Source organism: Pseudonocardia alaniniphila, from assembly GCF_022524485.1.
GTDB lineage: Bacteria > Actinomycetota > Actinomycetes > Mycobacteriales > Pseudonocardiaceae > Pseudonocardia > Pseudonocardia alaniniphila.
The window spans coordinates 18,811-31,445 of the sequence record NZ_JAKXMK010000004.1; the positions used below are offsets into that span (position 1 = coordinate 18,811).

A 12,635-nucleotide genomic window follows, 5' to 3' on the forward strand; every position below is an offset into this window, starting at 1 on the left:
CGCCCCGGCCTGGGCGGACTACAGCATTGCCCGCCCGATGTAGTCGTGAGTGTCGATGGTCGGGCGCAGCAACTCCTCGCAGAGCGCGTTCCGGTCGTTCTCATCAAGCGCCTTCAGGATGGCATCCAGGGTGCCGTCTCCTATCCGACCGTGCTCCACGGCACCGAAGGCAAGCGTCCGATACGCCGACGTCCGAGCCCAGAGGTCGATCACGGCCTGCACGATGAGTTGGTTGGAGGAAAGGCGGTGCACCGCTATGAGGAACTGCTCGACGAACGCCCTGTGAGCCGCGTGGTCGTGTCTCTCCTTCGCCGCCCTCGCTTTGGCTGCCAGCTCGGACAGCTCCGCCATCTGCGTGTACGACGGCCACACCACGCTCTCCGCCGTGGCTCTTTCCAGGAGCATGCGCATCACGTAGAGCTGATGCATCTCGTGGAGGCTGATCCTTGCAACGAAATAGCCTCGGTGGGGGGAGTGCTCCAGCAGTCCCTCGAACGCGAGCACTTCCAGTGCCTCCCGTATCGGAGGCCTGCTTACTCTCGCCTTCTCGGCCCACTCCTGTTGACGGACCTGTTCGCCGGGCAACAACGTGCCGTTGACGATGGCATCGCGAATCATGGCAGCTACGTTGCCGGCCACGGCACCGCGTGCTGTGCGCTGCGGGCTCCGCTGCGCTCCGTCGGCAGCAGCATTCGTCGACACAGCTCACTCCACTCGGTTGCGGGGCCGACAGTCAGAAAATCGCGGTTCGAACCTGAAACATCGTAGGGGACACTCGCTCGGCTGCCGGCGGTCGAGGTAATCCTTCCGCATCCCGACGGGCAGCAATGAAAATCCCGGATCGACGGCCATGCCTTCCATCCGGTGCCTCCCGCTTCCGATGCCTCCGAGGATCGTCCGGGGCCCGACGAGGGTCGGCGGGCCCGGGGGTGTGCGCTCGTCGTGGCCGCCGCTTGACACCGCGATGCAGGATAACCTTCAATATTGCCGGCAATCTTGCTGGGTGGGACGGCCCCGCCGAGATCTCGCGTCGGACGGCCAAGGGAGCGAACATGTTGAGCCCGGAGAACAACAGGCTTCTGACCGAGGTGGGGCCCGGCACGCCCATGGGTGACCTCATGAGGCGGTACTGGGTGCCTGCGCTGCTGTCCTCCGAGATCCGTGGCGAGGACGCGGACCCGGTGCGGGTGCGACTGCTGGGGGAGGACCTCATAGCGTTCCGCGACTCGAGCGGGCGCGTGGGCATCCTGCCGGAGAACTGCCCTCATCGTGGGGCCTCGCTCTACCTCGGGCGATGTGAGGGCAACGGGATCCGCTGCGTCTACCACGGGTGGAAGTTCGATGTCTCCGGTGCCTGCGTGGACATGCCGAACGAACCGCGGGGTAGCGACTTCGCGAGGAAGGTCCGGGCGAACGCCTACCGCTGTGTCGAAGCGGGTGGCGTTGTGTGGACCTACATGGGGCTGCGCGAGGAGGCCCCGCCGCTCCCCGACTTCGAGCAGTTCGACACCCCGGCCGACAAGCAGAGCAGTTGGGCTCTGCAACGCGAATGCAATTGGTTGCAGGCCATCGAGGGCGACCTCGACACGAGCCACTTCGGCTTCCTGCACACCGGGCACGCGCGTCCCGAAGACGCGCCACCGGAGACGTTCCTGCGGTACGCGATCGCTGATCGGGCGCCCAAGTACAAGCTTCGTGACACCGCCTTCGGGGTTACCTTCGGGGCGTATCGTCCTACGGAATCGCTCGAGGAGCTGTATTGGCGGATCGGCCACTTCTTGTTCCCGTTCTTCACCATGGTTCCCACCGGGGTGCTCGGCATCCCCGGGCCGGTGCGGGCCTGGGTGCCGATGGATGATTCCCACACGCTGTTCTTCCAATTCGGGTACCGGTCCGAGCTGGCGCCCGCCGAACAGGAGTTGGGGATCACGGAACGTGAGAACGACACGGTAAGGCTGCTACCCAGGACATCCGGTAGTTACGGTCGGTTCAGATTGCGGCAGAACCTCGACAACGACTACTTCATGGACCGGGACAAGAAACGTCGAGGTGAGAGCTTCACCGGAATCGACGGCATCACGGTCGAGGATCAAGCGATCACCGAGAGCATGGGGCCGATCTACGACCGGACACGGGAGCACCTGGGTAGTGCTGACGTGGTGGTCATCCGGGCCCGCCGTCGACTCGCCGCGGCCGCACGTGCGCTCCGGGAGAGCGGATCGACTCCGCCGGGTGTGGACGATCCTGGGGCCTATGCCCAGCGCTCGGGCGGAGTCGTGTTGCCCGTCGAGTCTGACTGGATCGAGGGGACGGAGCACCTTCGGAAAACCGGGGTCGAGCACGTCGGGCTCGACAGAAGTCGGTCGGCCGGTGCGTGAGCGCGCGACGAAGGGGTGTGAGCGGTAGCTGCGATATGGCCTGCAGAACGTCAGGAAACAATGATCCGACGCTGATTCCTCATACGCTCCATGTGGAGGCAGTGCCTGGCCACCATGGCTGCGGTTGGGTGTACCGGGTGGAGTACCTCGAGCTGGACAACTGCGTCGTCGAGGATCGAGACCTTCTGCGGGCGTTGGGTCGGTTGGACTCGGCACGAGAGATGTCCGAAGCGTGCGGCAACGACATGTGGCGCGAGAACGAAAGGCCGAGATGAGCAAGGATATCTACTCTGTCGATCCGAGTGTGCTGCCGTGGATCCCGGTCATCGACGGTGTCGCGGCGAAGCCGTTGCGATTCGCCGGCGGAGGCAGCGGGTGGGCAAGCATCGTGCGGATCGATCCCGGATGCCGCGTCCCGAAGCACCGGCATTCGGGCGAGGTGCAAGGTGTTGTGCTGAGCGGTCGGTGTCGCTACACCGACGGTTCGCCGTGGCTGGAACCCGGTACGTACCTGCACGAAGCGGATGGTGCGGAAGACGAGGTTCTGGCGTGCCCCGATGCCGGCGCCGAGATTCTCTTCATGGTTGCCGGCCCACGAGTCGAGTACCTCGATGCGGATGGGGCGGTGATCCACGTCGATGACCAGCGGTCCAAGGAAGCCGCGTACGGCGCTTTCTGCGCGGAGCGCGGGTTGGTGCCCAGGGATCTGAAGCATTGACGCTTCTCGACGGATGTCGCTGCTGACGCAACGGACCGTCGCCCTTTCAGTTACTCAGCTGGTCCAGCCCCCGAAGAGACCGAGTGGACGTCTACGAAGCCCTGTACACGACAAGGATGATGCGGCGCATGCGGAAGGATCCCATCCCGATCGAGACTCAATCCCGCATCCTCGACGCCGCGATTCGGGCGCCCAACGGAGGTAATACCCAACGGTGGCACTTCATCGCCGTCGACGACCCCGCGATCAAGGGTGAGCTCGCCCAGCTCTACAGGGACTGCCGTCGTCAGGAGTACGCCGACTTCACGGCGGGAGCGCTCGGCAAGCCGATCCACAATGCCGAGGAACACGCGGCGACGATGCGGAAGATCAAGCAGTCGGGTGACTACTTCGCCGAGCACTTCGCTGAGATCCCGCTCCTCCTGTTCGTGTTCTCGATCGACGACCACGGCGGAGCGAACATCTTCCCGGCGATCTGGAGCACTTTGCTCGCTGCCCGGTCGGAGGGCGTCGGCGGCGTGATCACAACCGTGCTCCGGTACGAGGCGGACAGAGTTGCGGAGATGCTCGACGTGCCCAGTGGGGAGGGATGGACGATGAACGCGATGCTCGCACTCGGCTATCCGCTCGGTCGCTGGGGTGTCGCCGCCAATAGGCGCCCGGTACATGAGGTGGCCGGCCGCAACAGCTGGAGCCGGCCCTTCGGGGTCACGATTTCACGCCCATTATGGGGCACCGAGAGCAGCTGATCCCTGCATCTCGACCAGTCATCGGGTGGATGTCACGTCGATCTCCCCCACCGCATCGCCAACATGGGGACGTCATCATGGACAGCACGCAGAGTCTGATAGAGCGCAGCATTCCGTTCCTCGCCGAGATAAAAAACCGTACGGCGGGTGAGGAGCTGGAGGTCTGGTTGAACGAGAATCGCGGACCAGGCACGGGGGTGTGGGACGACCTCGCCCGCATCACCAGAGGCGGCGTCGCCGACGGTTGGGCCGCGAACATCGAGGTGGACGGCCCCAACTACCGTCGCAGTCGCATCGCCGAGCCGAGCGAGCAGCTGAGCTACTTCAGCATCACCGCGGTCTACATGAACAGCGTTCCTGTCTACCGCGGGCAATACCACCAGCACCCCTACGGCGAGCTCAACATGGTTGTGCCGCTGGACCCTGATGCCCTTCTGGGCGGGCCGCGCGGCTGGCAGGGGGCGGGATGGACGGCCCCCGATCCCGGAAGCCACCACTACCCCGAGGTCAAGGGTGGAGCTGTGATCGCCCTGTTCTACTTGCCCGCGGGGCGCATCTCCTACGACATCACCCCGCCGGACCAGCAGTAGGCGGCTACCCCGCTCCTGAATGGTGCCGACGTCGGCACCACTGGCGTGACCACGGCAAGGACGCCGAGTACGCCGACGTCGCCCATCGAGATGCCGGGCGGTTACACGAGCTCGGACCGGAGCATGTCGGCGGTCTCCAGCAGCACGGGCAGGACACGCTCGTGCATCTCCGGTTCCGAGATCCGCTCCACGTTGGTGCCGACGTTCAGTGCCGCGATCACGGTGCCGTCCCAGCGGCGCAGCGGCACCGCGATGGAGTGGAAGCCCGCCTCCACATCGTGCGCCACATACGCATGGCCCGCCGTCGCCACCTCCGCGATCTTCGTCTCCAGCGCGCCCACTGCTTCCCCGTCGAGACCTGAATGCGTGACCAGGTACCGGCGGCGGCGCTCCTCGTCGAGACCGCTCAGCAGGACCATGCCCAACGCCGAGCGGGCGGCGGGCACCTGGAAGCCGATCCCCTGGCCGATGGGCAGAGTGTGTCGCGGCAACGCCCGCACGATCATGACGGCCGAAGGGCCGTCGAGGACCGCGGTGGTGCACGACGCCTGGAACTTCTCGGCGAGGCTGTCGCACACCGGCTGCAGCACGTGGCTCACGGGGTTCGTGGTCAGGTACGCCGTGGCGAGCGTGAGGACCTTGGGGCCCAGCCGGTAGGACCTGTCGTCGGGGATCACGTAGCCCAGGTGGGTCAGCGTGAGGAGGGCCCGGCGCACGGTTGCCCGGGGCAGCTCGAGCTTCCGGGCCAGCTGGGCCTGGGTCAGCCGTTCCTCGGAGTGGTCGAACGCGGTCAGGACGAGCAGACCGCGTTCGAGGGCTTCGGAATAGTCCGCGCGGTTGTTGCCGTCCACCTCCCGGGCCGACCGCCGGGCTTCGTCCCGTGCGTTGAGCTTGGCCACTCGCACTCCGTTCGATTAACGCACACCTTGTTCCCAAAGATAGCAGCGTGGGTCGGTGAAGCCTTGCGCCGAGCGAGTCCGGCCGCTTAAGTTGACCATATTAGGACCGAGTGTTCGTTAATTGAACACATGTGGGCTCTAGGGAGCGTCGTCATGCGCGCGGAGGACAACCAGAAGCTCACCGAGACCGGGCCCGGCACGCCCGGCGGTGACTGGATGCGCCTGTACTGGCAGCCGGTGGCGCTGTCGGAGGAGTTGGAGACGGAGCGTCCCGTCGTGCCGGTCCGGGTGCTGGGCGAGGACCTCGTGTTGTTCCGCAACGACGACGGCACGACCGGCCTCATCGACCGCCGGTGCGCGCATCGCGGTGCCGATCTGTCGCTGGGGCGGCTGGAGGACGGCGGCCTGCGCTGCTACTTCCACGGCTGGCTCTTCGACGGGGGCGGTTCCTGCCTGGACACGCCCGCCGAGCCGGAGGACAGCAGGCTCAGAAGCAAGGTGCGGATCCGCTCGTACCCGGTGCGGGAGTGCAACGGGATCGTGTGGGCCTACCTCGGCGACGGCACGCCGCCGAACCTGCCCTCGCTCGACTGCTTCATCGCGCCGGAGGAGTACACCTTCGCGTTCAAGGGTTACCTCGACTGCAACTGGCTGCAGGCGCTGGAAGTCGGCATCGACCCCGCCCACGCCTCCTATCTGCACCGCTTCGAAGAGGACGAGGACACCGGCGACAGCTACGGCAAGCAGTTCCGGGGAGCGTCGCTCGGTACCGACCTGCCGATGACCAAGATCCTCCGTGAATACGGCAGGCCGGAGATCCTCAACGCGCGTACCGAGTACGGCCAGCGGATCGTGGCGTTGCGCAAGCTCGACAAGGAGGGCCTCGACGGCTCGTCCACCCACGTGCGGATCACGCACCAGGTCTTCCCGCACGGCATCACGATCCCGCTGAGCGGGGCGATGGCGATCACCCAGTGGCACGTGCCGATCGACGACGTGTCCTGCTACTGGTACGCGATGTTCACCAGCCTCGACGAGCCGGTGGACAAGTCGACCATGCGGGCCCAGCGCATCGAGGGCATCACGCTGCCCGGCTACAAGCCGGTGCGCAACCGCGCGAACTCCTACCAGTTCGACTACCAGGAACAGCGCACGCAGACCTATACCGGGCTCGGGCGGGACATCAACGTCCATGACCAGATGGCCGTCGAGGGGCAGGGCTACATCTACGACCGCAGCCGGGAGACCCTCAGCCGGTCCGACCGGGCGATCGTGACCTACCGGCGCATGGCCCTGCAGGCGATCGACACCGTCGCCGACGGCGGCAGCCCCGAGACGCTGCTCATGGACACCGCGGACGTCGAGAGCCGTGGCCCGATCCCGCTCGACGGCATCGGCCCGACGGGGGAGTGGGAGCAGTACTGGGCAGGCTCGATCGCCGACCTGCGCAAGGCCAGCCCGTGGGCGTCCGGGCTGCAGGAGGCGCTCGTGACGGGGCCGGCCGGCGTCCCGGGGGCGGAGGTCGAGCCCGACCGGTCCCAGTCGGCCGACGCCTACGACCGCGCGGCCGGTTGAGGTGGGATTCATCGAGAAGTTCGACCTGTGGACCGAGGAACAGCAGGAGGCCGCTCGTGCCGTCCTCGCCAGGGTCGACGACGAGGGCGTGCGGTCCATCCGTGTGTCCTTCGTGGACCAGCACGGGTTGCTCCACGGGAAGACGATTCCCGCGAGCGGGTTGGCCGCCGTGTTCCGCGGCGGCATCAGCTGCGTGTCGACCCTGCTGTCGAAGGACACGTCCGGCACCACCGTCTTCGCGGCCTTCGACGCCGACGGCGGACTCGGGGTCGCCGAGATGGCCGGTGCCGCCGACATCGTCATGGTTCCGGACCCGACGACCTTCCACCTCGTCCCGTGGGCGGGCGAGACCGGCCGGGTGCTGTGCGACCTGCGCTTCCAGAACGGTGAGCAGGTGCCCTTCTGCAGCCGCGGGGTACTGCAGAAGGCCCTCGACCGTGCCGGAGCCGCCGGGTACGGCTACCTGACCGGTCTCGAGATCGAGTTCCACCTCTACCGGCGGGCCGAGCATTTCCCGAACGCCGACGGCATCGGCAGGTGCACGTTTCCGACGCCGGTGGAGCCGATCAACCAGGGCAACCAACTGCTCAGTGACGACCGCGGCGACGAGGTCGAGCCGGCCACCCGGCGGATTCGCGAGGCGCTGGACCGGATGGGGATCGAGCTGCGCAGCATCGAGGTGGAGTACGGAGCCAACCAGCTCGAGCTCACACTCGACCCGATCGCCGGGCTCGGCTCGGCCGATGCCATGGTGCTCCTGCGCAGCACGATCAAGCAGGTGGCGCGGCGGAGCGGCTACCACGCCACCTTCATGTGCCGCCCGCAGCTCACGGACAGCAAGTCCAGCGGCTGGCACCTGCACCAGAGCCTGATCAGCGCGGGCGCCGACGGCGGGCGCAACGTGTTCGTGCCGGGCGACGGCGAGGGGCCGATCTCGCCGGTCGGCCGGCACTTCGTCGCGGGTCAGCTCGCCCATGCGAGCGCGGCGTGCGTGTTCGCGAACCCGACGATCAACGGCTACAAGCGGTTCCAGCCGTACTCGATGGCCCCCGACCGGATCGCGTGGGCGCGCGACAACCGAGGCGCGATGATCCGGCTCGTCGGCTCGGCCGAGGACGGCACCACGCACCTCGAGAACCGGATCGGCGAGTCCGCCGCCAATCCGTACCTGTACATGGCCTCCCAGCTCCACTCCGGTCTGGAGGGGATCGACGCCGCGCTACCGCTGCCGCCCTCGGCCGATGACCCGTACACCACCGAAGCCGGGCGGTTGCCCGCCAACCTGCGGGAGGCCGTCGACTCGCTCGAAGCCGACGCGGGCCTGACCAGGGCGATGGGGGAGCAGTTCGTCGGGTACTACGCCGCGATCAAACGAGCCGAGATCGCCCGCTTCGAACGCACGGTCACCGACTGGGAACAACGTGAGTACTTCGATCTCTACTGAGGACCGAGTGACGACGACGAGCCTGCGCGTGACGCGAGTGACTTGGGAAGCCGAGGGAGTGGTCGGGGTCAGGCTGTCCACACCGGACGGCAGCCCACTGCCGCCCTGGGAGCCCGGCGCGCACATCGACGTCCGGCTGCCGTCGGGGCTTGCCCGTCAGTACTCGCTGTGCGGAGACCCGCAGGACCGCAGGCACTACGAGATCGCGGTGCGGCTCGAAGTCGCCGGACGAGGTGGTTCCGCGGAGATCCACGGCACCGCGCTGGTCGGCCGGGAGCTGATGGTGACCGACGTACGCAACCATTTCCCGCTCGATACCGCGGACGAGTACCTCCTGATCGCCGGCGGCATCGGGATCACGCCGCTCGTCCCGATGGCGCGGGCTCTCGCGGAACGCGGTGCCGAGTGGGCGGCGGTCTACTGCGGCCGTGGCGCGGAGACGATGGCGTTTCGCCACGAGCTCGTGGCCGTCGGCGGAGATCGGGTCCGGTTCGTCGACACGACGCAGGAATCGCGACCCGACCTCGAGGCGATGGTCGGTCGGCTCGGGCCGGGCGCTGCCGTCTACTGCTGCGGCCCGGCGGGCCTCATCGACAGCGTCACCGAGATCTGTGACGGCGTGGGCGTGCACTGCGAGAGCGAGCATTTCGGTGCCGCCACCGCGCAGCCCGATGCCGACTCCGGCGAGGAGGTCGAGCTCGAACTGCGCCGGTCCGGTACGACCGTGGTGGCAGCCGCGGACACCACGTTGCTGCAGGCGATCCGTGACGCGGGCGTCGAGATCGAGTCCGACTGTGAGGAGGGCTACTGCGGCACCTGCGAGACCCGCGTCCTCGACGGTGAGCCCGACCATCGGGACGTCGTGCTCTCGAAGGCGGAACGAGCGTCCGGGCGGACGTTCCTGCCTTGCGTGAGCCGCGCGTGCGGCCGCAAGCTCGTCCTCGATCTCTGACCCCGGAGGATGCCCCGCGCGCACTGTTCACTCACGACAGCAGCACGACGTGGTGCCGGAACCTCGACGACTGACGCGAAGGAATGGTCCATGGCCTCTGCAGCATCCTCACCCGCCGTCGTGGCCGACACGGTGTACGTGAACGGTCACGTCATCACGCTCGATCCCGGCGCACCCACGGCCACCGGGGTCGCGATCAAGGACGGCCGGTTCATGGCGGTCGGCGGCGACACGCTCGCGCGCACTCTCACCGGGCCGGACACGGAGGTCGTCGATCTCGGCGGTGCGACCGTGATACCCGGCTTCAACGACAGCCATTGCCACATCGAATGCGCCGGTCAGGCCGGGCTCGTCGTCGACCTCGCCGCCGTCCGCTCGGTCGCCGAGGCGCTGGAGGCCGTCCGGTCCTTCGCCGATTCCCGGCAGCCGGGCGAGTGGGTGACCGGAAGCGGCTGGCACCCGCTGGCACAGCTCACGGAGTCGCGCTATCTGACGCGTGCGGAGCTGGACGGGGCCGCACCCCACAACCCGGTCTACCTCCCGACCGTGGGGCACGTCGCCATGGCCAACTCATCGGCATTCGAGCACGCCGGCATCGACGACGGCACGCCCGATCCCGTGGGCGGGATCATCGGCCGTGACGAGGCCGGCCGGCCCACGGGCGTGCTCTACGAACGCGCGCTCGACCTGATCGCGAACTGCATGCCGTGCTGGTCGGTCGAGCAGCTGGAACACCAGTTCGTCACCGGTCTCGCTCACGCGAACAGGTTCGGCATCACGAGCGTTCTGCAGCCGTGGCTCTCCTCGTCGGGTATCCGAGCGGTCCAGCGACTGATGCTCGCGGGTCGGCTGACCGCACGGATGGGCGTGATGTGGATCCCCGAGCCGTTGGTGACGATCGACGAGTGGGCGAGAACCATCTCCGGGAGCGGGGTGTCGTCCTGGTTCGGCGACGAGTGGATGAAGCTCGTCGGCATCAAGCTGGTCGTCGACGGCGGCATGAGCCTGCGCTCCGCGCTGATGCGTGAGGCCTATCCCGACTGTCCGCACCATCATGGGACGGCCACGTTGGAGCGCGAGCATCTCATCGATCTGGTGCTGACCGCTCAGGAGTACGACTGGCGCCTCGGCGTGCACTGCGTCGGTGACCGTGCCGTCGACTACGTTCTCGACGCTTTCGAGGCCGCGGACCGGGTCCGTTCGCTCGTGGGCTGGAGATACGCGCTGATCCACGGCAGCCTCGCCCGGCGGGACCAGCTCGAGCGCGCCCGAGCGCTCGGCGCACGCCTGGAGCTGCAGCCGGCCTTCCTGTGGAACAAGGCCGCGACGATCGAGAAGTTCCTCGGGACCGAGACGACCAGCCGCGCCGTCCCGATGCGCACCGCGATCGACGTCCTGGGCATCGACAACGTCTCGATGGGCACGGACTACCCGACGAACGACCTGAACCCCTTCACCAACCTCTATCTCGCGGTCACCCGCAAGGACATCCGCGGTGTGACCTACGGCGCCGACGAGGCGGTGACCCGTGAGGAAGCCTTGCGCGCCTACACCGCGTCCGGGGCATTCGCCACGCGCGACGAAACGATCAAGGGCACGATCTCGCCCGGCAAGCTCGCCGACTTCGCCGTGCTCTCCGACGACTACCTGTCGGTCGACGTCGAACGGATCAAGGACATCGAGGCGGTGCGGACCGTCGTCGGCGGGCGGGTGGTCTTCAAGGGGTAGTGATCGTGACAGCCGGCGGAAGCGAACGGTGGCACGGAGGCCGACCTCAGCCGGACGACTCGCCGGGCCAGAGCGGGAACGGGACGGTGACTCCGAAATCCTGACCCCAGCGGTTCCGGCTGCTGACCTCCTGCACGGGGCGCCGGTTGGCGGCCACTCCCCAGCGTCCACGGGGGTAGCCGAGCGCGAGCATCGCGGTCATGCGCCAGCCCGCCTCGGTGGGCACCTCGAGCAACCGCATCACTCGTTCCGCCTCGTAGCGCAGCACGGTGGTGATGGTGCCGCCGACTCCTTCCGCGCGTGCGGCGAGCAGGGCGCTCCAGATGGCGGGGTAGATGTTCGCGCCACCGTGGTCGTCGATCGCGAACACGAACAGCAGCAGGGGAGTCTCGGCGAAGTGGTCGGTGAAGTAATCCCCGGACGTCGTGATCCGGCGCATCGTCTTGGCGTGCGCTTGCGGGTCGTGCAGCGGCTGCGCGAGCTCACCGGCGGCGATGTCGGCGTACTCACGGGCTCGGGAGCTGCGGTAGATGGCCGCGAGCTCGGCTTTCGTGGCCGGATCGTCGACGGCGAGGAAGTGCCAGCGCTGGGTGTTGCCGCCGTTGGGTGCCCGGATCGCGGCGTCGAGGATCCGGGCCTGGATCTCCAGCGGAATCGGATCGGGGTGCAGGCGGCGCATCATCCGCGTGGTGTACAGCGCCTCGTGAACATCCATCCCGACCCTCCCACCTGGAAGATCACCGTGCGCGTTTGTCCGTGGCGCTGCCTCGCCGTCCGGCAGCGGTTCTCTTCGCGATCAACGGCCAGAGCGTGGCGACAACCGTCTCGGGCATCTCCTTCGTATTCTCGCCGCGATAGAAGGCGGCGAAATAGCCACCGAAGCACATCGTGGCGATGGTGTGTTTGTCGATCTCGTCGTGGACGGCGCCGCGTTGCTGGAGTTGCGACAGCACGTTCTCCACGAGCGTGACGCGTGGCTCGACTGCCTGCCTGCGGAGGATCTCGAGCAGTTCCGGGGTGTGGATCGCCTCGCTGGCGAAGTTGCCCATGAGCACCATGGCGTTCGGGGTGAAGTACGCGGGATCGAGTCGGCGGACGGCCTCGACGAGGGCTTCGCGTGGCTCCATCCGGCTCGCATCGAGAGCGTATGTGTCGCGCTCCTGGCGGAAGCCGTAGTCCATCGCGTCGACGACCAGCTCGAACTTGGTGCTCCACCGCCGGTAGAGCGTGGGGCGGCTGACCTTGGCGTCGGCTGCGATGTCGCCGATGGTCATCTGCGAGTAGCCGTCGCGGACGAGGCGGTCACGGGTGGCCAGGATGATCGCCTCGTCGAGCGTTGCGTCGCGGGGTCGGCCACCGGTGCGCGGCCCGGCGGAGCCGGAGTCGGCGTGCTCGTTCGACGCTGCGCGCGCTCGGACCATGAACCCACCTCGTGGACGGTGCCAATGGCCGGACTATATCCGAGTCGTTACAGGGAATGGCTGTTACGTTTTGAATTACAGCCACGACTTGTAACGAAATTAGAATGCCTTCGTCGGAGGGCCTCTCGCTGCACGACGCGCTCGGCCGTGCCGGCGTACGTTGCCGCTTCGAGCCCTTGGC

The 12,635-nt window shown here is 67.4% G+C and carries 12 protein-coding genes; 8 read left to right on the forward strand and 4 right to left on the reverse strand.

The genetic code is table 11. The annotated features are described in order from the left end of the window. Positions 1–18: 18 nt before the first annotated feature. Positions 19–702 (reverse strand): GntR family transcriptional regulator, encoded by a 684-nt coding sequence (locus tag MMF94_RS04990; RefSeq protein ID WP_338104162.1) that lies wholly within the window; start codon positions 700–702, stop codon positions 19–21. Positions 703–1,052: 350 nt separating this feature from the next. On the opposite strand from MMF94_RS04990, the gene MMF94_RS04995 reads away from it, so the two are divergent. From MMF94_RS04995 to MMF94_RS05010, 4 genes are all read left to right on the forward strand, one after another. Further along, complete coding sequence (locus MMF94_RS04995; RefSeq protein ID WP_241035069.1) at positions 1,053–2,378, forward strand: Rieske 2Fe-2S domain-containing protein; 1,326 nt, start codon at positions 1,053–1,055, stop codon at positions 2,376–2,378. A gap of 271 nt (positions 2,379–2,649) precedes the next feature. After that, positions 2,650–3,096, forward strand: coding sequence for a cupin domain-containing protein (locus MMF94_RS05000; RefSeq protein WP_241035070.1), 447 nt, complete (start codon positions 2,650–2,652; stop codon positions 3,094–3,096). Positions 3,097–3,215: 119 nt separating this feature from the next. Further along, positions 3,216–3,845 carry a nitroreductase family protein gene (locus MMF94_RS05005; protein WP_277398660.1) on the forward strand — a complete coding sequence of 210 codons (630 nt, stop codon included), beginning with the start codon at positions 3,216–3,218 and terminating at the stop codon, positions 3,843–3,845. A 77-nt stretch (positions 3,846–3,922) separates the two neighbouring features. Then, positions 3,923–4,435, forward strand: coding sequence for a DUF4863 family protein (locus MMF94_RS05010; RefSeq protein WP_241035072.1), 513 nt, complete (start codon positions 3,923–3,925; stop codon positions 4,433–4,435). A gap of 101 nt (positions 4,436–4,536) precedes the next feature. Here MMF94_RS05010 and MMF94_RS05015 read toward each other — a convergent pair whose 3' ends face one another. Next, positions 4,537–5,334 carry an IclR family transcriptional regulator domain-containing protein gene (locus MMF94_RS05015; RefSeq protein ID WP_241035073.1) on the reverse strand — a complete coding sequence of 266 codons (798 nt, stop codon included), beginning with the start codon at positions 5,332–5,334 and terminating at the stop codon, positions 4,537–4,539. 153 nt (positions 5,335–5,487) lie between these two features. On the opposite strand from MMF94_RS05015, the gene MMF94_RS05020 reads away from it, so the two are divergent. From MMF94_RS05020 to MMF94_RS05035, 4 genes are all read left to right on the forward strand, one after another. After that, complete coding sequence (locus MMF94_RS05020) at positions 5,488–6,909, forward strand: aromatic ring-hydroxylating dioxygenase subunit alpha (protein WP_241035074.1); 1,422 nt, start codon at positions 5,488–5,490, stop codon at positions 6,907–6,909. Between the two features lies 1 nt (position 6,910). After that, positions 6,911–8,353: a glutamine synthetase family protein gene (locus tag MMF94_RS05025; protein WP_241035075.1), complete on the forward strand. Its 1,443-nt coding sequence runs from the start codon at positions 6,911–6,913 to the stop codon at positions 8,351–8,353. A gap of 28 nt (positions 8,354–8,381) precedes the next feature. After that, positions 8,382–9,305: a PDR/VanB family oxidoreductase gene (locus tag MMF94_RS05030; protein WP_241035076.1), complete on the forward strand. Its 924-nt coding sequence runs from the start codon at positions 8,382–8,384 to the stop codon at positions 9,303–9,305. A 90-nt stretch (positions 9,306–9,395) separates the two neighbouring features. Beyond that, a complete protein-coding gene (locus MMF94_RS05035; RefSeq protein ID WP_241035077.1) occupies positions 9,396–11,033 on the forward strand; it encodes an amidohydrolase in 1,638 nt (545 codons plus the stop codon). A 46-nt stretch (positions 11,034–11,079) separates the two neighbouring features. Here the strand turns inward: MMF94_RS05035 and MMF94_RS05040 are convergent, their stop codons facing one another. Next, positions 11,080–11,748, reverse strand: a complete 669-nt coding sequence (locus MMF94_RS05040; protein ID WP_241035078.1) for a nitroreductase family protein — start codon at positions 11,746–11,748, stop codon at positions 11,080–11,082. A 22-nt stretch (positions 11,749–11,770) separates the two neighbouring features. Then, positions 11,771–12,454: a TetR/AcrR family transcriptional regulator gene (locus tag MMF94_RS05045; RefSeq protein ID WP_241035079.1), complete on the reverse strand. Its 684-nt coding sequence runs from the start codon at positions 12,452–12,454 to the stop codon at positions 11,771–11,773. Positions 12,455–12,635 lie beyond the last annotated feature (181 nt).